This window comes from Ureibacillus chungkukjangi (assembly GCF_003217295.1).
Classification (GTDB): Bacteria; Bacillota; Bacilli; order Bacillales_A; family Planococcaceae; genus Ureibacillus; species Ureibacillus chungkukjangi.
In genome coordinates, this window is the sequence record NZ_QJTJ01000002.1 from 67,396 (window position 1) to 88,415 (window position 21,020).

The window sequence follows — 21,020 nt, forward strand, 5'->3', positions numbered from 1 at the left end:
ATTAGCCCCTCCATTAGTCAGTATATTCGCCAACTAGCTCAATTACGTCTAAATTTAAAGGGTTCCTACTAATTTACTATTAATCTTTTGTTATTATAGATAACAATATAAAGAAAAAAGTGTTAAACCGTTAACGGCCAACACTTTTTCAAAAATATATAATTTATACTGAATCTCTAGTCTTAAGTTTTTTTGGTAAGTTTATGATATTTCCGGTTATTAATGGCGAGGTGATGTCCCATACCCACTTTCTCGATAATAGGTACACAACAAGAAATGCCAGTCCAAATAAGAAAATATAGTTACCTGTTTCTTCAATCCAATCATAAAAGATGGTTGCTTTAAACGCTCGCACGACAAATAAATGTAATAAATAGATAGCTAATGTTTTAGCTCCAATATCTGTATACCATTGTTGATTTTTAGGTACTAATGATAAGAATATATAGGTTGCCACAAACATTGCTACATAGACCACTAGTCTACTTAATGCACCAACTTCAACGATTCCATAGCTGATATCTTCGTACGGAATTCGACCGAAGAACCATTCCTTCCAACGAACATCTGCAAATACATGGACAAAGAATACAAGGCCTATCCCAACAACACCTGCTATTCCCATATTCCATTTGTTTTTTAGCTTCACAAAATTTTCTCGATTTAGGTAATAGCCTAGTAAAAAGAATGGGAAGAAGAAAAATGTTCTTGCTAATGATAGCCATTCATTGATTTCACTGATGTATCCTACCACTAATGATAAGGCAATAGAAACTAATACCATGATTTTATGGCTACCAAAAGCCCATAAGAGGAATTTCCAAATTGCCATACTTAGTAAAAACCATAGTGCATACCGAGGCTCAAAAATCTCGAATACTACGCTATCTCCAAAAACATTTTTATAATATAAGGTATATAGCAGTTGAAAAATAATATATGGTATCAATAGTGTTTTCCCTATTTTCACTAAATCCTGCTTGCTCTTAATAGTTCTAGAAAAATGCCCAGAAATTAAAATAAATGCCGGCATATGAAACAAATAGATAACCAAATATAAAGTATCGATATATTGGTTTTCCAACAAATAGCCTGACATTAGGTGTCCTAAGACGACTAAGTAAATTAAAATTGCTTTTGCGTTATCAAAATATGCACTTCTATTCATGTTGCCTTCCTTTCAAGCAATTATTTTAACATAGAATTATATGATCATAGATGCCAATTTTTACATTCCCTAAACACCCTGACATGAAACGTTGCTATCGCCCTATCTTTTTAAATAGTGCTTAAGGAATATTGCTTGAAGAGTAGTCATTTTTGAAATAAGTACTTTAATATACAAAAAGAGTATTAATCAATTAAGATTAACACTCTACTTATTAGTATTATATTCTTCCTTCAATAAACCGTACATGTATAGGTCATCAAACTTCCCACATGTGTACTCGTATTTTCTTAGCAAGCCCTCTCGACTAAAGCCAGCTTTTTCGACCATTCTTTGTGATGCTTGATTTAACGGTTCAATTAATGCTTGAATACGTTGGATAGTTGTATGCTCAAAAGCATAACGAATAATTTCGTTCATCGCCTCACTGGCAATACCCTGCCCCCAAAACTCCTTACTTAGTTCAAACCCGATATCTGTTCGGTAATGGCTTGAAACAGTGTTTAAAAAACCGCAGCTACCAATGACTTTATCCTCATTTTTTAACGTAATTCCCCATCGGATGCCTGTTTTTTCTTCTAAAATGGAATTATACCAAGCGATTTCTTCTAACGCCTCCGCTTCAGACATAAACGGCGCTAAACCATAATATTTCATAACCTCAGCATCTGATAAGTACTCATAAATACTGCTCGAATCCCTTTCAGTAATTTCCCTCAATACTAATCGCTCTGTTGCAAGCACTGGGAATTCTGTAATTGAGTTCATTTTTTCGCTCCTTTCTTTGGACATTTATTTAATCAATCTGCTTTTTTGGAAGCTCTTTATAGAAGAATATCTATCCAAATTTTCACAGCTGTTCCCAGAATAAGAATCGCTAGAATGTTTTCTAACACTTTAGTGTTTAGCTTCGTGCTTACTTTTGCTCCAATTGGTGCTGCCATGAGACCCGCAATAACGATGATTAGTGTAGGAAGGTACTCAACTTGTCCAGTTGTTATTTTCCCTATCGAGCCTGCAACAGCAGAAATGAAGGTAATGGCTAAACTTGAAGCAATCGCCATTCTTGTTGGGATACGTAATATTAGGAGCATAATAGGAATGAGTAAGAATCCCCCACCAGCACCAACTATTCCTGAACCAATTCCTACAAGGAAAGCAAGAATGGTTGCAAGAGGTTTATTGAAGGTTACTTGCTCTATATGAGACTCATCAAGTTGCTTTTTAGGTATGAACATCATAATGGCAGCAAGTAAAGCTAAAATACCATACACTATATTTACTTGTGTTTCTGTCAATAATTCGGAGTCAAAGCTTCCTATTAAGGAACCAACTAATACTGAACTTCCCATAACGATTATCAAGGATTTATTTAAATACCCGCCACTTCTGTAGCCGAGCACTCCTGCAATGGAAACGAATAATACATCTAAAGCACTGATGCCTGATACCTCATGGGCTGTAAGGGCCTCAAATCCAAAGACAGGCGGAATCATTAGCAGCATTGGATATTTCACAATAGCACCGCCAATACCGAGCATTCCCGATAAAAACGAGCCTATAAAGCCGAGCGTGAAAAGGAGCACGACATAATAAAACTCCATGTTGTTTCCTTCTTTCTATGTAAATCTAGTAGCAGTCTAATCCTACTAAAGAAAGATGGACATTACAACTCACCTATCGTTAAACCTATTTTAAGATATCGTAAACATCAATTTCATCTTACTTAGTCGTGACCCTCATCAAAGCTTGCTTAACTGTGAATTATGAGTTATGGATAATTTTTAAGAAAAACTAATTAAAGTGGGATTAGTATGAAGCATACTTATTGAGCAAAATCCTTCTTTTTTGTCCTTCATTGCCTAGATGATGGACACTTTTTGGGATACACTCTAATTTTCTGTCCTTCATTCCCAGACTCTACTCATAAAACTGAAATAAGTGGAGAAAGCATATCTGTTTTCTCCACTTATTTCTAGTTAACATATATTACTTTTTCGCGATAACTGCCATTGTGCAGCGAGAAACACAAATTAGCTTCTCGTCTTCATCCACAATTTTAATTTCCCAAATCATCGTTGTGCGCCCTTTATGTAAAGGCGTGGCAACTGCTGTAACGATACCGTCCTGCTTACTTCGGATATGGTTTGCGTTAATCTCCAGTCCTACTGGGTTAAACTTTGTTAAATCAACATTGATAGCCGTCGCGATGCTTGCGGCAGTTTCTGCTAAAGCAACAGATGCCCCACCATGTAAAATTCCCGCTGGCTGTCTTGTTTTCGGACCAACAGGCATTGTCATTACAACACGATCCAATGATAATTCTACATACTGTATATCCAATGCTTCAATTAACGTATTGCTTGCATTTTTTTGCATTTGGTCAATAAATGCAGTTTCATCCTTTGCACCAAATCGCTCTAACACATCTTGTGAAACAACCATTTTCATACCCCCTATAGTTTAACTAGTATTCTCCCACGCGCCTGTCCTTTTAGTAATGTCGGAAGGACTTCAGGTAATTCAGGTAATGTAACCTCTTGCTGGATAATGTCTTCTAAATTACCTAGCTTAAAGTCTGAGCCAAGTCGATTCCATACCTTTAAGCGAGTTTCCATATCACAGTATACTGAGTCAATCCCAAGTAAATTCACGCCTCTCAGGATAAATGGGAAAACGCTGGTTGGTACACTTGTACCTGCTGTCAATCCACTTACAGCTACAGACCCACCATATTGAATTTGACTCAATAGGGATGCAAGGGGTTCTCCTCCAACTGGATCGACTGCGGCAGCCCACTTTTGTTTACCTAAAGCACGTACCTTCCCATCGTATACTTCTTCTCGTGAAACAATGGATGCTGCACCTAGACTTCTTAAATACTCAGCTTCAGATTCTTTTCCTGTGCTCGCTTCTACCTCATAGCCTAATTTTGCAAGAATAGAAACAGCAAAGCTACCAACGCCACCAGTTGCTCCTGCTACTAGAACCTTCCCCTTTTCAGGTGTTACACCATTATCCTCTAGACGTAAAACAGATAGTGCAGCTGTGAAGCCAGCTGTTCCAATTGTCATCGCTTCTTTTAAAGTAAGACCTTTAGGTAACGGTACAATCCATTTGGCTGGGATTCTAGCATATTGGCTATACCCTCCAAAATGTGTTACTCCGATTTCATAGCTTGTTGCGATTACCTCGTCTCCCTCTTTAAAACGTGAATCCTCAGAAGACACAACTACTCCTGCTATATCAATTCCCGGTACAAAAGGATAATTTTTCACGATATTTCCGTTTGGAATAGCAGCTAGACTATCTTTATAATTTACCCCTGAATATTGTACGCGAATTAATACCTCACCCTCTGGTAAATCCGCGATTGTCAACTTTTGAATATCTACAGAAAATTGCTCTTCTTGCTTATTAACTACTAATGCCTCAAATGCTTGCATTTAAAAACTCCCCTTCCCTTTGACTTTCTCCCAACTTAAAACTTCCACAAAAAGCTATTAAATCCTGCTTACTAAATTAATAGCTTCAATGGATGGATATTCTCATCTCTCCTCTATATTAACTTATAAAAACAGGGATTTAAATTAATGAAGCTTCAAGATTCATTTTTTACTAAACCGTTACATCTGCTCAGATAACTCTTTCATACTCGCATATTTTGTATATGAGCTACTAGATTGGAGGTGATATGGTGAAAAAACTAGGACAAATATTTATAGCACTTCTTTTTATTGGTACTCTGGCATTTGCAAATAATGCACTTGCGGTAGAACCAGAGAGCTCTTCCGAATATGAAGGAATTGACGTAAGTAGATATCAGGAGAACGTTGACTGGGAAGCAGTAGCTAACGCTGGAATGGAAGTGGCGATTATTAAATCCAGTGAAGGTGTTGACTATACGGACCCTAACTTTGAAGTCAATTATGAAGGCGCAAAAGCGGCTGGTTTAAAGGTTGGTTTTTATCACTTTTTAACAGCTACAACTGTTGAGCAGGCTCGGGAAGAGGCAAGCTTTTTCGCATCCATAATTAGCGGCAAAGAAATAGAGGTTAAGCCAGTAATGGATTTTGAGGACCTTGATGGTCTATCTGTTGAAGATATCAATGCAATTGCTCTAGCCTTCGCAGAAGAGGTTGAAAGTCAAACCGGCTACCCAGTAATGGTATATAGTAACGCAGATAATGCTACGAATGTCTTCGGAGAATCTTTAACAAAGTATTCCTTATGGCTAGCCCAATATGACGGTAACCAGCCTTCTAATGATGTTATCTGGGAAACTTGGGCAGGATGGCAATATACGGACACTGGCTCTATTGATGGTGTTACCGGAGATGTCGATTTAAATATATTCAATGACGGGATTTTCATAGAGGCTACATCGACCGAGGAGGAACCAGAAGAGCAGCCGGAGCAATCTGAGGAGCAGCCTACAGAGCCTTCTACACCAGAATCAGGTGAAAATTCATCTGCAACTACGTATGTTGTAAAGGCTGGCGATACACTATATAGCATTGCAAGAATGCATGACACAACAGTATCAGCTATTCTAGCAAACAACGATCTAGCAAATCCAAATCTTATTCACCCTGGCGTTGAGCTAACAATCTCGAATATATCCTCTTATTTAATCAATTGGGGAGATACACTTTGGTCACTATCTAAGAGATTTGGAACAACTGTAGAAGCACTGGCTTCTGAAAACAATATCGAAAATCCAGACCTTATCTACGCTGGCGATACGTTGAATATTCCACAATAACAAACGTAATGTGAGGGCTAATCAAATCGACTAGCCCTCTTAAATTTTTATAATCCTTCATATACCTAAACCTCATTCAATTCCATCGCTGCAAGAATGAGCTTCGTATAGACTTCCGACTGAAGGTCTTCCATCTTTTTAAGCGTTATATATTTCATTGTTTTTCCCGTTCCCTCTAAAATTTCCTTCCCTACTCCCTCTTGAAGCAGATTGCCTTTATGAAAGCCTAGCTTCACATGCTTTTTAGCTGTTTGCAGGTAACAGACTAATCCCTTGTATGAATAATTCGGCATGGACCATTTATATTCTTCCACTAACATAGGTGAAGCATCGAGAATGATATTTCGTAATACTTCAGTTATTTCTTGAATTTCCTCTGGCAAATTCTCAATAAATTGATCGATTTCTACAACTTTTCTCTTTTCACTATTCATGAGCTCTTCCCCTTTTTATGTAATAATCTCTCCTCATTATCTACTATTCCTATCTATTTCAACAATGAAGAAGCCATCTCCTCTATTCGAGATGGCTCTTTTAGCTATCTAAATCAATGGATAATATGCTTCATACCGCGGATGGATATAGTAAGGGGGTCTTGGTCCGATTTTAGGCACCTTTATGTTGAGCGATAGATAATGCATAGTCTCTTTTTCCTTCGACTGATTGATCAATAAATATTTCACTTCAGGATTGTAATAATAGTTCATCCTTTTAAGCCTCCTATAATACGAGTTTCCCCTTATGTTATTCGAGCGTTTAGTAATATGTCCATCGAATCGGGATGCACACCCAACTCCAGCCTTGCATATCGTAAGCAGAAAATCGTTTTTGGAGGTTGAAAAACGTTGACTAAGGAACCGAACAATCGAAATTACCCGATGCACCCGAATTTCGGAAAAATTACTCAATACGAGGAAGTTGCCTTAACAGTCCCAGAGCAACGTCAATACCGTCACCCTGGAATAGAAGGTCTTATGGTACCCAAGCCGATCATTGAAAATCCAAATTATAAAGGAAGCGACAAGCTTAAAGGAAAGGTTGTCCTTATAACTGGTGGTGATAGTGGAATGGGGGCAGCTGCCGCAATAGCCTTTGCAAAAGAAGGCGCAGATGTAGCAATTGCCTATTTAGATGAGCATGAGGATGCAACACGCACAAAGAATAGAATTGAAGAGCTTGGGCAGCGTTGCCTCCTTTTACCGGGTGATTTAAAAGAGAAGAAACAATGTGTGGATATCGTTGAAAAAACAGTGGCAGCCTTTGGGAAGCTAGATATTTTATGTAATCATGTCGGCGTTCAATTTCAGCAATTAAATTTAACTGATATTACAGATGAACAGTTCGATGATACTTTTAAAGTAAATATCTACTCTCACTTTTACACAACTCGCGCTGCATTAAAGCATTTAAAGGCCGGAAGCTCTATTATCAATACAGCCTCTGTTGTTGCTTATGATGGTAATGATCAGCTAATGGACTATACCGCAACAAAAGCCGCCAATGTTGGATTTACGCGGGCTTTAGCTAAAAATTTAGTTCGCAAAGGAATTCGTGTAAATGCTATAGCACCTGGGAAGTTCTGGACGCCTCTAATTCCTGCAAGCTTTTCTGCTGACCAGGTTCCACTTGCAGGTAACCCGATGGATCGCCAAGGTCAACCTTTTGAAATAGCGCCAGCTTTTGTTTACCTAGCCTCAGATGATTCCCGTTTTGTGACAGGTCAGGTTATGCATGTTAATGGGGGGCAAATATTCGGATGAATTAGATTTTCGTTCTGCAAGAGTCACTTTCTTGCAGAGCTTTTTATTTTCAATACTTTTTCTAAATACAAGGTGAAATTGAATAAATCTCTTTCCGGCAGGGAAGCCTTTTTAAAGGAAAAATCAGGAGGTGCGATTTACATGTTCGAAAAGAAATTAGCCCTTCATGAAACAATGGAATTTCATGAAGTCATAAATTTTATGACAACTAGTCTACTTAAATCAAAGCTTAGTCAAGGTGTTGTTTTTGATGATGATTTACGTGCTTTACTCGACAAAAATGTAAAGTTATCTACCCCAGCTCTACAAGCCATGATTAAGCTCTATTCTAAATCGGAATTAGAATATTAGGAGGACATCATATATGGAAGATTATTTAGATCCTATTAACTCAGTTGGAATGCCTGAACTTACAGATTCGGGAGTTGCGTTAGAGTTTTTGCTAACAACAAAGACAGGGATTCGAAACCTATCGATTGCCCTAACAGAAACGGCCTCTCCTGCCCTTCAAAAAATTATGCAAACTCAGCTCAATGTCATGATTGACTTGTATTTCGAGATATCCGAATTGATGTTAAAGAAAGAATGGCTAAAACCATATGATCTTGAAGGTCAAAAAGAACTGGATATTAAATCGGCTGAAAACGCGATTAGCATTGCCCAGTTAGATTTATTCCCTAAAAGCATGAATCGCAAAGGAATGTTCCCTACTCCACCGAAAAAATAAAAGAAAACGAGGGATTTTTTATGAAAGCTGTTACTTTTCAAGGAATCAAAAACGTAGAGGTAAAGGAGGTAAAAGACCCTAAAATTAAAAAGAATGATGATATTATAGTTCGATTAACCACAACTGCTATTTGCGGTTCTGATTTGCACTTACTTCACGGGATGATTCCGAATTTGGGACAAGATTATGTCATCGGCCATGAACCGATGGGTATTGTTGAAGAGGTTGGTAAAGGTGTGACAAAGGTTAAAAAAGGAGACCGAGTTGTCATTCCTTTTAATATTGCCTGTGGAGAATGCTGGTATTGTAATCACGACCTAGAGAGCCAATGTGACAATGCCAACGATAATGGTGAAATGGGTGCTTACTTCGGTTATTCCGATACAACTGGAGGATTTCCTGGAGGACAGGCTGAATATATGCGCGTTCCTTATGGTAATTTCATTCCCTTCAAAATCCCTGAGAAGTCTGAAGTTCCCGATGAAAGCCTAGTTCTCCTTGCTGATGCTGCAACTACGGCCTTTTGGAGTGTAGAAAATGCAGGTGTAAAAAAAGGAGATACTGTTGTTATTCTTGGTTGCGGACCTATTGGATTATTAGCACAAAAGTTCACTTGGTTAAAGGGTGCAGAAAGAGTTATTGCAGTAGACTATGTTGGCTATCGATTAAAGCATGCAAAGAAAACAAATAATGTTGAAATCGTTAATTTTGAAGATCATGAAAATTGCGGCGAATATTTAAAGGAAATCACTAAGGGTGGCGCTGATGTTGTAATTGATTGTGTCGGGATGAGCGGAAAAATGACACCCTTGGAGTTCCTTGCAAGTGGTCTAAAACTACAAAGTGGAGCAATGGGTGCCATTGTCACAGCAAGCCAAGCAGTTAGAAAAGGCGGAACAATTCAAATAACAGGGGTTTATGGTGGACGCTATAACGCCTTCCCTCTTGGAGATATATTTCAACGCAATGTAGCTATCCGTACTGGACAAGCACCGGTTGTTCACATTATGCCTCATGTCTATAACCTAATTGAAGATGGCAAAATCAATGCTGGAGATATCGTTACCCATGTCCTTCCTCTTAGCAAGGCAAAGCACGGCTATGAGGTTTTTGACACTAAAACAGAGGGTTGCATAAAGGTTGTTTTAAAGCCTTAATATTAAAGGTGCTTTTGAGTTTTCAAAATTTCCTTTTATGCTTTTTATATACTAAATAACCCCATATTAAACACTTATATGACTTCCTGCCATTAATATTGCATTGAGCAAAAGCGCGAATCTAGCTATGATGAAGATAAGTTAATAATTTGAACGGTTATTAACTTAGCCATTTCACTATAATTTAAGTGAAAATATGAGTAGAGTTATTTTTGCCCAACCATTTTAATTAATGGTTGGGATTTTTTAATTTATATCATATTTTCTTTTTCTCCATTACTCTGGAAATAGGTTGGGGGCAGCAAAGTCGAAATTATGCCCTGAGGTGTATGAACAACATACTTTGGCTTTTCCTTCTCGACAAGATCCAAACCGTCCAATCCCCAACTAACCCACATAAATGGCAGTCCTACCTTATTGCAGGCAATGATATCTCGCACTTCGTCTCCAACATATAGCACATTTTCAGGTATGAGCTGATGTTTATTTATAAATTTCTTCAATACTGTATCCTTCCCAAATAATTTGCTGGATGTAAGTACCTGGGATACAGTATCAATTCGTTCCTGCTTTAACAGCATTTCAATATTTTCCTTTGCATTTGATGAAAGAATAACAATGCTATAACCATTTTGAGAGAGTACATCAAGCATTTCTTTAATGCCTTCAAAAACCTTAACTTCCAAAATATGATTTTTAAAGTAGCTATAAATTTTCGGTAAAATAATCGGCAGTTTGTGCATTGGAAAATTGAACAGCTTTGCTCTTTGATGCAAATTTAAATTTCTTGTAGCAATAATGTCTTCACTCTTAACGGGATAATACTTAAAGGTTTCTGCATATGTATTCCACGCATCCATAAAAACAGTGCTTGAGTCAGCTAAAGTTCCATCAAAATCAAAAATAATATATTTCATTTTAAGTTACCCCTCATTTTTATTGGCTATTTCCCATTTTAAGGTATGCTCCTATCCATTAGCAAAATTTTATCGTTAAAAACCTACTACAACTCACCTACTAAACTTAAAGTACGAAAAATTGTCATATTCAAGCCTAATAAATCCTATCATTTAGGGAATACTCCACATAAATATGTTAATAACAAAAAAGAAAATGAGTGAGTAAAATGAAAACTGATGAAAAAATTTATGATGTGACAATCGTTGGCGGCGGTCCTGTAGGTCTGTTTACCGCTTTCTATGCAGGTATGCGTAACTTGTCTGTCAAAATAATCGAGAGTCTCCCCCAGCTTGGAGGTCGCCCTTCTGTTATTTATCCCGAAAAATATATCTATGATGTTGCAGCCTTCCCTAAGGTACGAGCAAAACAACTAATCGACAATTTAGTGGAGCAGCTAGGACTATTTGAACAAACATTTGTCCTTGAGCAAACGATTCAAGGATATGAAAAACTAGAAAATGGTGTGTTGAAGCTCACAACCGACAAAGAAATTCATATGACAAAAACCCTAATTATCGCCGCTGGTTTAGGTGCATTCCAGCCAAGAAAACTATCTATTGATAATGCTGAAAACTTCGAAGGAAAGTCCCTGCATTACTTTATCAATGATATGAGCCTGTTTAAAGGAAAGAAGGTAATTGTTTTAGGTGGTGGTGATTCAGCAGTAGATTGGGCGTTAATGCTGGAGCCTATTGCGGAAAGTGTAACGATTATTCATAGACGTGATAAGTTCACTGCCCATGAGCACAGTGTCGAGCAATTAAAAAAATCATCCGTACAAATTAAAACGCCGCTTGTTCCTACAGAGTTATTGGGTGAGGATGGAAAATTGCAAAAAGTCATCTTTAAAAACGGCGAGACTGGTGAATTCGAAACACTGGAATCGGATGAACTGGTTGTAAATTATGGTTTCACTTCTTCTCTTGGTGCCCTAAATGACTGGGGATTAGATATGAGCAAAATTTCCATTAACGTAAGCTCAAAAATGGAAACAAACCTTGAAGGAATTTATGCGGTTGGCGATGTTTGTGACTATGAAGGAAAAGTAAAGCTAATCGCCACAGGCTTTGGTGAAGCAACAATTGCCATCAATGCTGCCAAACATTATATCGATCCGTCAACTCGTGCCCATGTACCTCACAGCTCTGATATGTTTAATGGAAAATAAAGAACGTGACCTAAAATCCAAGATATTGGTTTCATACTATGAAATGAACTGAACCCAATTGGGAGGTACGATGGTGCAGTTCAATATAGGAATTTCACCATTATGCTTCTGACATAACACTCAGAACAGCGGCAGAGCAAAAAATAAGGAGATGTGAAAAACAATTTCACATCTCCCTTTTATTCAGTACTTTTATTTTACAGGACCTTCGTCTTCACTATTAGTAACATCATTGTTTGATTTCTTATCTAGACCCTCATCGAATTCCTGCGAAAACTCAGTTTGCAAATTAGAAGCTGTATAATTTCTTCCGTACGACGCCGGCTTTGGATCATCGACAACACCCATTACGTGGTCTCTATAGTAACGGTGAAAATATAGTTCTCCGACAGCTACAAAAAGGGCTGATAAAAAGGCAGCTGAAAGAACTGCGATACTTTCACCAAACAGAATCGTACCCAATGCCCAAACGCCAAAAAAGGCAAGAACTAAGTCCCCTGCTGCAGCCATAAAATTACCAACATTAGGTAGTATGAATACATCTCCTACAAAAGCAACAATTGTAAGTATTGTACCAATAAGAAGTATATTTCCAAAGGAAGCGCCAAAAAATAATCCTAAAACTATCCATAACACCACTATCGTCATGGCAAGCTTAATAAAGAACGCTTTCGTATACTTCAATATAACTTCCTCCCTTCTTTATTTCTTAAGGTTTAGACTATCCCGTTCTAAAGCCTTCATACTTCAAGAAATAAAGCAATGGAGGAAAAAATACCTAAAATGTTTACGAAAATCATTCTCTTTTATCTTCTCGTACGGATAGGATTTGAGGCTCTGAACCATATTTATATCGAATGGTTTTTCTCGCTTCTACCGGTGACCTTGCAATAATTGACTTCGTTTGTTTTTCACCATTGACCTCGTATTCAACCAAAAAGCACTTTGATCCACATCTCATGAAAACCCTCCTTAAATCAAATAACCCTTCCAGGAATTGAAAGGGCTGTTATCTGAGAAAATTATAATGTTAAATGAATTTTATTGCTAAGATTACTGACCTCCAGCCTGCATGTTCACTTCTTCATAAGGCTGAACAATCACAAAGCCATCCCCTTCAAAACGCATTTGGATTGATTCTCCACTGCCTCTTCCGACAAAGGTTTTTAGTGAAATATCCGTCTGGAACTCTGGCATAAGATTTCCTGACCAAGCAACTGTAGCGTTAGGATCTGTAATAACTGGATTGCCAGGCGTAACACGTAATGTCAGTGGCTCGTAATGAGTAGTAATGGCAACCATCCCTGTTCCTTCACAGCGAACATTAAATAGTCCACCTGCCATCATTCCCGCTACTTTTCTCATCAGCTTAATATTGTGCTTGATGGATGGCTCGAACGCCAACAGATCATTGCCATTTACATGGATAGCTTCATTTTGCAGTTTTAAAATAATTATTTTTTTACCCATATCAGCCAAATACAATTTCCCTTTTCCATTCGCCTTCATAAGGGTAGCGCCTTCACCTGTAAATGCCTTTTTAAATAAATGACCAATTCCGTTTTCTAAAATGCCTTCACGCTCGAATTTAATCTTGCCATTATAAGAAATCATGGCTCCCGATTTTGCCCACACAAGTCCATCGAGATTCACCTCTAAAATACGAGGTGTTTCTAATTCAAATAGTCCTTCTCCCTTATCAACCTGCTCTGTATTTTTTATAAATTCTTCAATTGAATATCGATTTACCATACAATCCCCTCCATTATTTAACATATACGTAACGTGGTCTAATTTAGTTTCAGGTCTTCCATTCTTTTTATGAACCAAAGCGATTTTATTAGTTAGCCTTACAGTTTATTCCTACTTAGTCACAAGTATCATTCGTTATAAAGTAAAATGAGTACAAACAGGCTTCGTTTATTATAGGTATTACAACTTACAAACTTTTTATCTTTTGAATTATTTTTTTGAGAATATCTTATCTAACTGTTCGTTGTACATTATGAAAAGTTTTTCTCTACATAAGGAGCAATGTGAATGAAGTGTTCATCGACAAATTTTATAAGCAGATTAAAGAAACAAAAAGAAGACGCCCTTGACTATATAATCGAAGCTTATTTGCCCCTAGTAAAAACGATAGCAACAAAAATTTTACACAATATGAAGCACCCTGATATCGAAGAATGTGTAAACGACGTCTTTCTTACAGTTTGGCAAAATGCCCTTCAATTTAATGGCGAGGCAGACGACTTTAAAAAATGGATTGGTATGATTGCAAAGTACAAAGCCATCGATCGGTATCGACAGGCTGAAAAGCTAATGTCAATCGAACAATCTTATGAACCCCTTGAACAGAAAGCTAGCAAGATACAAACAGACCAAACTGTTCTAAAACGAGAAGCTAAAAATGAAATATTATTTGCTGTTAGTCAACTAGAAGTAATCGACCGCGACATTTTTATAATGAAATACTTTTTGGAGCTCTCAAATTTAGAAATAGCAAACCAGCTTGGTTTATCGAAGGCAGCTGTTGATAATCGGCTATATAGAGGTAAGAAAGTTTTAGCCAAAAATGATAAGTTAAAGGAGCGATTTGTATGACAGAGAAAGAATGGCTCGATTTAGATATTGATCAGCTGGAGTTACTAGATGTAACAGAGTTCGAAAAAACTCGTGTTAAGCAGTACGTTGTAAAAAAACGAAAAAAAACATCCCTTTTACGTAATATTGCTGTTGCTTCTATTATCATTATCAGTGCAACTACTGCATCAGGATTCGCCTTCCCTTCGCTTGCATCACAGCTTCCTTTTATGGACAACGTCATCCAACTTTTCAATGTTGAAGAGCATCGATATGAGGCTTTTGAGGACTTCTCTACAGATTTCAACCTTACACAATCGAGCAATGGTATTAATATCATGATTGATGACGCAGTATATGATGGTACTAATATTACAGTGACTTACGCAATTGAGACAGAACATGATTTTGGCAAGACGATGCAGGAAAAAGCACCGAATTGGTTTGATGTAACTGGTTCACACGCCCTTGGTGGAACAGAGGAAATTAAACAAATTAGTGATACAAGCTATATAGGAATATCCACCTTCACCCCTAGTTTTGAAAATGATGTCTATCCAGAAAAAGTGGAAGTAACTTGGACCCCAAAAGCTTTTATAAGTTTAGCGAATGATTTGGAGGTTGAAGGTGATTGGTCCTTCTCCTTCTCATTAGAACGTTTAAAAGGCGATTTACAGCATGTTAATCAAAAGGTCGGGCAAGAAGGGATTAACTTTACATTGCAAACTATTGAATTTACGGATGTTTCAACAGTTATTACCTACGAACAGGTCGTGACTGATGAACTGGTTTCTAAATGGCCAATGGTAACACCCACTTTCCGAATTAAAGATAATTTAGGGCATGTATATGTGGATGGTACAAACGGAGGCGGTGTATCTAGGGAAAACGGCAAGCTCTACAATGGCACAACCGCATTTGGTAAAATTCAAGATGGTGCAAGTCAGCTTATTATCACCCCAATCGAAATCGCAAGTGAGATGTCAGGGTTAACTCATACCGAAATTGAACTTGAACCAATCGTAATTGATTTAAAATAAAAATGTGTGCCTCTATATGGAACCAGTTTCCTTCTATAGAGGCATTTCATTTTGATATCTAAAGGAATTTCCACATATTTATAGAAATAGTCATCTACGGAGGTGTTAGTATGCAAGTACGAAAAGCGGTTATGGCGGATGCTGCTGGGATTGCAAAGGTTCACGTAGACAGCTGGCAGACGACCTATAGAGGGATTATACCGGATGATTTTTTAAATAAGTTATCCTATGAGCAAAGAACTGAGCTGTGGAAGCGTAATATCTCAGAAGTAGATAATTATGTGGCAGTGGCAGAGGATGAAGAAGGCAAAATCATTGGCTTTGCTAGTGCTTCAAAAAGAGAAGAAAATTCGACGCCAAATTCAAGCGACTTAACATCTATCTACTTGCTTGAAGAATATCAAGGCCAAGGAATCGGAAAGAACATCCTTCAGCACATATTCGTGCACTTTAAAAGCTTGGGTCTTCAAAAGATATTTGTGGATGTTTTAGCAGAGAATAAAACACGCCATTTTTATGAATATTATGGTGCCAAATTATATTCAACTACTCAAATTAAGATTGGCGGAAAGGTTCTGGATGAACTCATTTATGAATGGGATAGTGTGGATGAAGTGTTAGAAAGGTTAAAAAAGGTAGCTCATTAGACGAAGCAAATTTGGCGTTAATCACTGGACTAACGCCTTTTTTATATTTACTTTTCTGTCCAAATTGCTTTCGTATAGGCAATCTGCAATCCTGCTCTTTCCATATTATTTTGACTGACAGATCGGAATCTTACTTGCCCCACTATTAAGCTACAGCCTTTATCAATCGCCTCGTTGATACGGTGGTTGATTAATGCACTTTGGATACCTCTATTTCTTAAGGAAGGCATAGTTGCTGCCGCAGCAAGAGTAGCAATGTCATCCTTTATGAATAAAACACCTATCCCTGCAGGTACATTTTCATACGTAGCAAGATAAAATGTCCAGCCCTCAATATCATAGAGAATTTTATTATTCTGAGCGACGCCGTTTTTAAGAAAATCAGGCATCCCAAATCCTTTTACGTAAATATTAGCAAAGGTATCAAATTCATCCCTGTCCAGCTTGTGAATCCCAATATTAGGTTGAATTTCGATTTTAGCCTTCTTTGAGAGTGTCCCGTACAAAGCTGTATGAAAATCGTGATGATAATAGCCCGCCCTACTAAGGCAAGTAAGTAATTCTGAAGAGGTGTTAGCTGGCGCTAGTTCAAATCGAGCCGGTATTTCTTTCTGCTCGTAAAAATTCCCCATCTCTTCAATAGCGTGTTCATCCCCTGTCTTTAATCCCTTTACTGTATTGAAGGACGGACCAGGGATATTTCGTACTGAAAAGGCCGTAGCTTGACCGAACTTTTGAATTTCAACCCCCATTGGATTCCCTTGAAGCTGCTGAAATGCTGATAATCTAGATTCCAAGCATTCTATTTCAGACTGCTCCAACCTTTGTGCCAATTCATGGTTTAAAACTACTGTTGTCACTGTGTCACCTTCTCTCATTTTTCAGGATTGAATAGACATTTGTATCATGAGAAGCCCCGTTATGATATATATTCTCCCGTAAAACTCCCTCTTTTTTAAATCCTAGTTTGATAAGCAAATTATTAGAAGCTTCATTTTCTATGAAAACAATCGCTCCTATTCGTGATAAGCCCATCACATCAAAGCCATAAGGGAGCACCTTTGATAAGGCTTCTGTTGTATAGCCCTGTCTCCAATAGTCAGGATGAATTTCGTAACCGATTTCAGCTTTTCTATGCTTAGGCAACCAACCATTAAAGCCGATTGTACCAATAATCCCTTTTGTCCCTTTCACCTCAATACCCCAACGAATACCCCGTTTCGCTTCGAAGCTATTCGCAAAAAAATCAACAAATTCTTCGGCATGCTCGATCTGCTGTAGTGTCTCTTCACCATAATACCTAGTGACTGCCTCGTTTGAAAAGCAAGCAAAAATGGCCTCTGCATCGTCTTTTGTTATTTCTCTTAAGCGTAGTCTTTCAGTTTCTAATACGGGGAACATAGAACCTCTCCTAACTCAATTTGAATTACCTACGTTTAATTCATCGACTAAATTCTTAACTGTCTTAAAATGATTATGCAATTCGAACCTGTTTCTTTTGAAAGTAATCTATAATGCACCAAACAACCGCGTAAAAGATTCCTAACATTATTGAAAGCACCTCGTAGCTTGTGTCTAAAAAAAGGTTCATGCCGAATAATGGTGTCACAAAAATCACATATAAGGGATATTGGATTGATGCTATTGCGTCGAAAATACTACTTCCAGAAATGTAGTAGGTCTCCAGCTCTGAAATAAAGAAGATCACTATGCCCGCATACGTTCCTCCAATTATAAATTTTTTCAATTTTTGACTTCCTGTTTTAAGGCTGATTACTATGAAAGCCATAAAAACTAAGGATACAAGGAAATTGAGCATACCAATTTGCAGATCCGGATGCTTTATGGCAGGCATTAAGTTTATTGAAAATGCTAATAGATACGACACTATTAACAAGATTAAGAGTTTTTTATTCATAAAATTTTCCTTCCTTACTGATTAAATTGCTTATTAAGTTCACTAGTAGTTATTCTTTTTCGAGAATTATTGCTCCTGTCATCGCATCAATATATCGTATCGCTCTTTTTGTATGATGGTCACATGCTCGATAGATGAGTGAGTATTCCTCGTTCTCTCCATCTTCATCTCCATAGTTTTTATCCCACGCTAATTCAAAATCTAAAGATTTCAGAAAAATTTTGTGCGCTTCTTCCTTTGAAGTAACCGGGGCGGCAGGAATATGTTCTAGTTGGTCAAAGTCAAAGCTAGGGCCACTATAATAATCGATTAAACCTGTATGTCGATTTACTGACACTATTACCAATTCTAAAAAAATTTGTATTCCCTGTTTGCTCTGCACTCGAAAACTAAAGGTTTCTTTTGCTCTAGCCTCTTCAAAGTCCTCCTCGTTATCATGCACCTTCAATTGCAAACATTGGTAAAAATTAGGAATAAGCATTTGTAAAAAATCGAGAGCCTTTTCATAGCATTCCTCACGATCAAGACAAAGGTCACCATTTCTTTCCTTAAACCAGACAAAACCTCTAACCTTCTCTGAATCTTTTGAAATGAAAGCCTTTACGGTATCTTCATTGTGACTCTGTAAAAAGCTATCTACCGATAAATCCTTTTTACTTTGTTTCCATCCACGCTCACGCCAAACAATCCCTACCTCTTTTTCCAGCTCTACCTTACGAATGACCTCCATCTCTGCAGGAATACCGATGACCTCTTCAATAGAAGCTTCTTCTTTTGCTACTGTATCAGCTTTAGGAAGTGGAACATATTGGCTCGGCGAATCCTCATCATGAATAATAGTTAAAGTCGGCTGGGCAGTATCTGCTTTGTAGTTCATGAGAAGGTCAATATCATAAACAAGCTGCAGTCCTTCTTTCCTAACATCATGAATCGCAGAATTTAAGTTCGCTATTAAAGGCTTAAAATCAAGCTGCGTTTGGACATGCTGAAACAATTTTTCTTTTTCTATCAACGTCTCAGGAATAGATGGCTCATCTTTAATTCCAAAATATTCAAATCCGATAACTTCTCCACTTGGTTCAACATCAATATAGAATCCAGTTCGAGGTAGCGATAGGCCCATCACTATTTGTTCATAGTTAAAGCGGTAGGCACCCTCTACCTTTTGGGTAGTAAATAGGGTTACCTTTTGTAAAGCATGGGGATAATGGCTGCTTAAAAACTGCTCCGCCTTTTCTTTCAGTTGTGTCTCGTTTAGTGAAAACACTCCGTTAGTTGGTTCATTTCGTTCAATTGATAAACTTGTCAAATTCCCATTCAAATCAAGGCTTACCGAAATCCCTTCCTCTTGCTGCTCATCAGCCCATGTAAATATCGCTTGGCCTTCGCCATTCTCATCCTCAGCCACTTCTTCTATTAATGGGTTAAGATGATCAGGCAGCTCGATTAAGGATAGTGCTCGTTCCTTTAACTGATCTTTATTCAACGTAAAGCACCTCCAACGTTATTAAAATACTGTTAATAACAATATTAACATATATATCCAAAATAAAAATCACCTCCCCTCTAACGAATTCTTGGAGGAGAGATGATTTTTTTATAGATTATTTTTTTGAACAGGAAGCCAAATTTCGCATTCTACAATTGGAGACGTTAAATCTTTCGTTTTAATCGATAAGATTTCAGGACCCTGTGCTACTTGATAGCTGGAAGCTGGAAACCACTCAGCATAAATCCTCCCCCATGTTTCCTGTAGTGAACCTGGAAAGGGGCCAGATGATTCAAATACTGCCCACGTTGAAGCAGGTACTTCAAGCTTTGTATAGTCTTTTGGGGAGGTTTTTGTTGTTGCTACTCCTATATACTGATCAAGCTCCCCTTTTTCTTCCATGCGTCCTTCCGAAAAGTTTGTAGAGGCTTGAATTATTCCTGACGGTTCAACGTTAGAGAAACTTTTTAGTTGCGTTATTTTCTCCATAGTCAACGATTTCCACATCGCTGTAATTTCCGGGTTTTCCCCTTCAAAAATAATCGGAACTCTTTTCATAATACCAACTATGTTAAAAGCCTCTTTTTCTTCAATTCGATAATTCATCTCATTTCCTCCTCTAATGGATAATTGAAAGGTCATTTGAGGATACGCTTTAAGTGACTTTCCATTTGCTCTTGCTTCCGATGGTGTTACACCATGCAAATTTTGAAAGGCTCTAGTAAAAGAGTCCGGTGAATTGTATCCATATTTGATGGCAACATCAATTATCTTCATGCTACTACTGTTTAACTCCAATGCTGCCAAACTAAGTCTTCTACGTCGAATGTATTCCGAGAGCGGGATACCCGCAAGGAATGAAAACATCCTTTTAAAATGGTATTCCGAGCAGTGAGCTATTCTTGCCACCGCCTTGAAGTCAATTTCATCCGTAAGATTCTCTTCAATATATTTCATGGCAGCATTCATACTTTTAAGCGAATCCATTACATGACCTCCTTTCATCTATACAATAGCAGGAGCTGAGTGTATCCATCCGACATTTCGTGCACCATTATGTAGGGGGACCAACTGAACAGCAGAAAATAATTTACTATTCAGTTCGCACCTTTGCATAAATACAAGTGTCTGTCAGTTTACTGCCATCTGCTGATAAATCTTCACTTTTCAAAATACCCTCCAGCTCAAAACCTAACTTTTCAGGAATGGCACGACTTTTTAGATTTGTAGATTCACACCTAATCTCGATTCGATTAAATTGAATTTTGTTCAAGCCTACATTTGTTAATGCCTCTACTGCTTCTTTCATATAACCGTTCCCATTATATTTGGTATTTATCCAATACCCAATTTGAGTTTTAGGGATATCCCAGCTGACACCTTCAAAGCTCGTTACCCCAATAAACTCATTACATTCTTATTAGGAGCCGCCAATAGTTCTTGATAATAAGGTTCTGGTATTGCCTGTTCAACCTTCATAAAAATATGAGGGAGTGCCTCGGAATGCTCAGCTTGCCCTTCCTTAACAATTGCATTTACTCCTTGATAATCTGCAATTTTCGCCGTAGTTATTTGTATCCTCAACTCAATCCCCCCTTATCACTCGTAATTTATTCAACAAAAATAACCTTAATCCTT

At 37.7% G+C, this 21,020-nt stretch carries 26 protein-coding genes and 1 pseudogene; 9 read left to right on the plus strand and 18 right to left on the minus strand.

Annotated features, from left to right (window positions below; translation table 11 throughout):
• Positions 1 to 163: 163 nt before the first annotated feature.
• The 5 genes from BJ095_RS02050 to BJ095_RS02070 form a co-directional block, all read right to left on the minus strand.
• Positions 164 to 1,168, minus strand: a complete 1,005-nt coding sequence (locus BJ095_RS02050; RefSeq protein ID WP_107931980.1) for an acyltransferase family protein — start codon at positions 1,166 to 1,168, stop codon at positions 164 to 166.
• A gap of 207 nt (positions 1,169 to 1,375) precedes the next feature.
• A complete protein-coding gene (locus BJ095_RS02055) occupies positions 1,376 to 1,927 on the minus strand; it encodes a GNAT family N-acetyltransferase (RefSeq protein WP_107932012.1) in 552 nt (183 codons plus the stop codon).
• A gap of 65 nt (positions 1,928 to 1,992) precedes the next feature.
• Positions 1,993 to 2,772 (minus strand): sulfite exporter TauE/SafE family protein, encoded by a 780-nt coding sequence (locus BJ095_RS02060; protein WP_107931978.1) that lies wholly within the window; start codon positions 2,770 to 2,772, stop codon positions 1,993 to 1,995.
• Between the two features lie 385 nt (positions 2,773 to 3,157).
• Positions 3,158 to 3,547: a PaaI family thioesterase gene (locus BJ095_RS02065; RefSeq protein WP_107932010.1), complete on the minus strand. Its 390-nt coding sequence runs from the start codon at positions 3,545 to 3,547 to the stop codon at positions 3,158 to 3,160.
• A gap of 77 nt (positions 3,548 to 3,624) precedes the next feature.
• Entirely contained in the window at positions 3,625 to 4,614 is a 990-nt protein-coding gene (locus BJ095_RS02070; RefSeq protein WP_107931976.1) for an NADPH:quinone oxidoreductase family protein, read from the minus strand.
• Positions 4,615 to 4,865: 251 nt separating this feature from the next.
• On the opposite strand from BJ095_RS02070, the gene BJ095_RS02075 reads away from it, so the two are divergent.
• Complete coding sequence (locus BJ095_RS02075) at positions 4,866 to 5,933, plus strand: GH25 family lysozyme (RefSeq protein ID WP_181417930.1); 1,068 nt, start codon at positions 4,866 to 4,868, stop codon at positions 5,931 to 5,933.
• A gap of 65 nt (positions 5,934 to 5,998) precedes the next feature.
• Here the strand turns inward: BJ095_RS02075 and BJ095_RS02080 are convergent, their stop codons facing one another.
• Positions 5,999 to 6,367 (minus strand): DUF1801 domain-containing protein, encoded by a 369-nt coding sequence (locus BJ095_RS02080; protein ID WP_107931972.1) that lies wholly within the window; start codon positions 6,365 to 6,367, stop codon positions 5,999 to 6,001.
• Positions 6,368 to 6,475: 108 nt separating this feature from the next.
• Positions 6,476 to 6,640, minus strand: a complete 165-nt coding sequence (locus BJ095_RS18905; protein ID WP_181417931.1) for a hypothetical protein — start codon at positions 6,638 to 6,640, stop codon at positions 6,476 to 6,478.
• Positions 6,641 to 6,811: 171 nt separating this feature from the next.
• Between BJ095_RS18905 and BJ095_RS02085 the strand changes: the two genes are divergently transcribed.
• The 4 genes from BJ095_RS02085 to BJ095_RS02100 all read left to right on the plus strand — a co-directional run bounded on the left by BJ095_RS02085 (position 6,812) and on the right by BJ095_RS02100 (position 9,577).
• Positions 6,812 to 7,693: an SDR family oxidoreductase gene (locus tag BJ095_RS02085; protein ID WP_107932008.1), complete on the plus strand. Its 882-nt coding sequence runs from the start codon at positions 6,812 to 6,814 to the stop codon at positions 7,691 to 7,693.
• Between the two features lie 141 nt (positions 7,694 to 7,834).
• The gene (locus tag BJ095_RS02090; protein ID WP_107931971.1) at positions 7,835 to 8,044 is read left to right on the plus strand and encodes a spore coat protein; all 210 of its coding nucleotides are present in this window, start codon (positions 7,835 to 7,837) and stop codon (positions 8,042 to 8,044) included.
• A 13-nt stretch (positions 8,045 to 8,057) separates the two neighbouring features.
• Positions 8,058 to 8,420, plus strand: coding sequence for a spore coat protein (locus BJ095_RS02095; protein WP_107931969.1), 363 nt, complete (start codon positions 8,058 to 8,060; stop codon positions 8,418 to 8,420).
• Positions 8,421 to 8,440: 20 nt separating this feature from the next.
• The gene (locus BJ095_RS02100) at positions 8,441 to 9,577 is read left to right on the plus strand and encodes a zinc-dependent alcohol dehydrogenase (protein WP_107931967.1); all 1,137 of its coding nucleotides are present in this window, start codon (positions 8,441 to 8,443) and stop codon (positions 9,575 to 9,577) included.
• A 251-nt stretch (positions 9,578 to 9,828) separates the two neighbouring features.
• Here BJ095_RS02100 and BJ095_RS02105 read toward each other — a convergent pair whose 3' ends face one another.
• Positions 9,829 to 10,494: an HAD hydrolase-like protein gene (locus BJ095_RS02105; RefSeq protein ID WP_107931965.1), complete on the minus strand. Its 666-nt coding sequence runs from the start codon at positions 10,492 to 10,494 to the stop codon at positions 9,829 to 9,831.
• Between the two features lie 209 nt (positions 10,495 to 10,703).
• Here BJ095_RS02105 and BJ095_RS02110 point away from each other — a divergent pair, with 209 nt between their 5' ends.
• A complete protein-coding gene (locus BJ095_RS02110) occupies positions 10,704 to 11,705 on the plus strand; it encodes an NAD(P)/FAD-dependent oxidoreductase (protein ID WP_107931963.1) in 1,002 nt (333 codons plus the stop codon).
• Between the two features lie 192 nt (positions 11,706 to 11,897).
• On the opposite strand, the gene BJ095_RS02115 is transcribed toward BJ095_RS02110, so the two are convergent.
• The 3 genes from BJ095_RS02115 to BJ095_RS02120 all read right to left on the minus strand — a co-directional run bounded on the left by BJ095_RS02115 (position 11,898) and on the right by BJ095_RS02120 (position 13,457).
• On the minus strand, positions 11,898 to 12,389 hold the full coding sequence (locus BJ095_RS02115; protein ID WP_107931961.1) for a YndM family protein: 492 nt from the start codon (positions 12,387 to 12,389) through the stop codon (positions 11,898 to 11,900).
• A gap of 112 nt (positions 12,390 to 12,501) precedes the next feature.
• Complete coding sequence (locus BJ095_RS18910) at positions 12,502 to 12,666, minus strand: hypothetical protein (protein WP_181417932.1); 165 nt, start codon at positions 12,664 to 12,666, stop codon at positions 12,502 to 12,504.
• A gap of 92 nt (positions 12,667 to 12,758) precedes the next feature.
• Entirely contained in the window at positions 12,759 to 13,457 is a 699-nt protein-coding gene (locus BJ095_RS02120; protein ID WP_107931959.1) for an AIM24 family protein, read from the minus strand.
• Between the two features lie 288 nt (positions 13,458 to 13,745).
• Here BJ095_RS02120 and BJ095_RS02125 point away from each other — a divergent pair, with 288 nt between their 5' ends.
• The 3 genes from BJ095_RS02125 (at position 13,746) to BJ095_RS02135 (ending at position 15,975) form a co-directional block, all read left to right on the plus strand.
• On the plus strand, positions 13,746 to 14,309 hold the full coding sequence (locus tag BJ095_RS02125) for a sigma-70 family RNA polymerase sigma factor (RefSeq protein ID WP_107931957.1): 564 nt from the start codon (positions 13,746 to 13,748) through the stop codon (positions 14,307 to 14,309).
• A complete protein-coding gene (locus BJ095_RS02130; RefSeq protein ID WP_107931955.1) occupies positions 14,306 to 15,328 on the plus strand; it encodes a DUF4179 domain-containing protein in 1,023 nt (340 codons plus the stop codon). Before BJ095_RS02125 ends, BJ095_RS02130 begins: the two co-directional genes overlap by 4 nt.
• Positions 15,329 to 15,438: 110 nt before the next feature.
• Entirely contained in the window at positions 15,439 to 15,975 is a 537-nt protein-coding gene (locus BJ095_RS02135) for a GNAT family N-acetyltransferase (protein ID WP_107931954.1), read from the plus strand.
• Positions 15,976 to 16,022: 47 nt separating this feature from the next.
• On the opposite strand, the gene BJ095_RS02140 is transcribed toward BJ095_RS02135, so the two are convergent.
• The 7 genes and pseudogenes from BJ095_RS02140 to BJ095_RS02170 all read right to left on the minus strand — a co-directional run bounded on the left by BJ095_RS02140 (position 16,023) and on the right by BJ095_RS02170 (position 20,966).
• Positions 16,023 to 16,853 (minus strand): GNAT family N-acetyltransferase, encoded by an 831-nt coding sequence (locus BJ095_RS02140; RefSeq protein WP_107931952.1) that lies wholly within the window; start codon positions 16,851 to 16,853, stop codon positions 16,023 to 16,025.
• The gene (locus tag BJ095_RS02145; RefSeq protein WP_107931950.1) at positions 16,840 to 17,376 is read right to left on the minus strand and encodes a GNAT family N-acetyltransferase; all 537 of its coding nucleotides are present in this window, start codon (positions 17,374 to 17,376) and stop codon (positions 16,840 to 16,842) included. The genes BJ095_RS02140 and BJ095_RS02145 overlap by 14 nt, the downstream gene beginning before the upstream one ends.
• A 73-nt stretch (positions 17,377 to 17,449) precedes the next feature.
• Positions 17,450 to 17,893: a hypothetical protein gene (locus tag BJ095_RS02150; protein ID WP_107931949.1), complete on the minus strand. Its 444-nt coding sequence runs from the start codon at positions 17,891 to 17,893 to the stop codon at positions 17,450 to 17,452.
• A gap of 49 nt (positions 17,894 to 17,942) precedes the next feature.
• Positions 17,943 to 19,379, minus strand: a complete 1,437-nt coding sequence (locus BJ095_RS02155; RefSeq protein WP_107931947.1) for a YcdB/YcdC domain-containing protein — start codon at positions 19,377 to 19,379, stop codon at positions 17,943 to 17,945.
• 111 nt (positions 19,380 to 19,490) lie between these two features.
• On the minus strand, positions 19,491 to 20,369 hold the full coding sequence (locus BJ095_RS02160) for an AraC family transcriptional regulator (protein ID WP_107931945.1): 879 nt from the start codon (positions 20,367 to 20,369) through the stop codon (positions 19,491 to 19,493).
• A 106-nt stretch (positions 20,370 to 20,475) separates the two neighbouring features.
• Positions 20,476 to 20,799 (minus strand): annotated as a pseudogene (locus BJ095_RS02165) (GNAT family N-acetyltransferase); the annotation flags it as partial.
• Positions 20,775 to 20,966: a hypothetical protein gene (locus BJ095_RS02170; RefSeq protein WP_107931941.1), complete on the minus strand. Its 192-nt coding sequence runs from the start codon at positions 20,964 to 20,966 to the stop codon at positions 20,775 to 20,777. The gene BJ095_RS02170 and the pseudogene BJ095_RS02165, both read right to left, overlap by 25 nt.
• Positions 20,967 to 21,020 lie beyond the last annotated feature (54 nt).

Coding starts and splice junctions, on each gene's coding strand:
- BJ095_RS02050 (WP_107931980.1), bottom strand. CDS start 1,168: ATGAATAGAAGTGCATATTTTGATAACGCAAAAGCAATTTTAATTTAC.
- BJ095_RS02060 (WP_107931978.1), bottom strand. CDS start 2,772: ATGGAGTTTTATTATGTCGTGCTCCTTTTCACGCTCGGCTTTATAGGC.
- BJ095_RS02065 (WP_107932010.1), bottom strand. CDS start 3,547: ATGCAAAAAAATGCAAGCAATACGTTAATTGAAGCATTGGATATACAG.
- BJ095_RS02070 (WP_107931976.1), bottom strand. CDS start 4,614: ATGCAAGCATTTGAGGCATTAGTAGTTAATAAGCAAGAAGAGCAATTT.
- BJ095_RS02080 (WP_107931972.1), bottom strand. CDS start 6,367: ATGAATAGTGAAAAGAGAAAAGTTGTAGAAATCGATCAATTTATTGAG.
- BJ095_RS18905 (WP_181417931.1), bottom strand. CDS start 6,640: ATGAACTATTATTACAATCCTGAAGTGAAATATTTATTGATCAATCAG.
- BJ095_RS02085 (WP_107932008.1), top strand. CDS start 6,812: ATGCACCCGAATTTCGGAAAAATTACTCAATACGAGGAAGTTGCCTTA.
- BJ095_RS02090 (WP_107931971.1), top strand. CDS start 7,835: ATGTTCGAAAAGAAATTAGCCCTTCATGAAACAATGGAATTTCATGAA.
- BJ095_RS02095 (WP_107931969.1), top strand. CDS start 8,058: ATGGAAGATTATTTAGATCCTATTAACTCAGTTGGAATGCCTGAACTT.
- BJ095_RS02100 (WP_107931967.1), top strand. CDS start 8,441: ATGAAAGCTGTTACTTTTCAAGGAATCAAAAACGTAGAGGTAAAGGAG.
- BJ095_RS02105 (WP_107931965.1), bottom strand. CDS start 10,494: ATGAAATATATTATTTTTGATTTTGATGGAACTTTAGCTGACTCAAGC.
- BJ095_RS02110 (WP_107931963.1), top strand. CDS start 10,704: ATGAAAACTGATGAAAAAATTTATGATGTGACAATCGTTGGCGGCGGT.
- BJ095_RS18910 (WP_181417932.1), bottom strand. CDS start 12,666: ATGAGATGTGGATCAAAGTGCTTTTTGGTTGAATACGAGGTCAATGGT.
- BJ095_RS02120 (WP_107931959.1), bottom strand. CDS start 13,457: ATGGTAAATCGATATTCAATTGAAGAATTTATAAAAAATACAGAGCAG.
- BJ095_RS02125 (WP_107931957.1), top strand. CDS start 13,746: ATGAAGTGTTCATCGACAAATTTTATAAGCAGATTAAAGAAACAAAAA.
- BJ095_RS02130 (WP_107931955.1), top strand. CDS start 14,306: ATGACAGAGAAAGAATGGCTCGATTTAGATATTGATCAGCTGGAGTTA.
- BJ095_RS02135 (WP_107931954.1), top strand. CDS start 15,439: ATGCAAGTACGAAAAGCGGTTATGGCGGATGCTGCTGGGATTGCAAAG.
- BJ095_RS02140 (WP_107931952.1), bottom strand. CDS start 16,853: ATGAGAGAAGGTGACACAGTGACAACAGTAGTTTTAAACCATGAATTG.
- BJ095_RS02145 (WP_107931950.1), bottom strand. CDS start 17,376: ATGTTCCCCGTATTAGAAACTGAAAGACTACGCTTAAGAGAAATAACA.
- BJ095_RS02150 (WP_107931949.1), bottom strand. CDS start 17,893: ATGAATAAAAAACTCTTAATCTTGTTAATAGTGTCGTATCTATTAGCA.
- BJ095_RS02160 (WP_107931945.1), bottom strand. CDS start 20,369: ATGGATTCGCTTAAAAGTATGAATGCTGCCATGAAATATATTGAAGAG.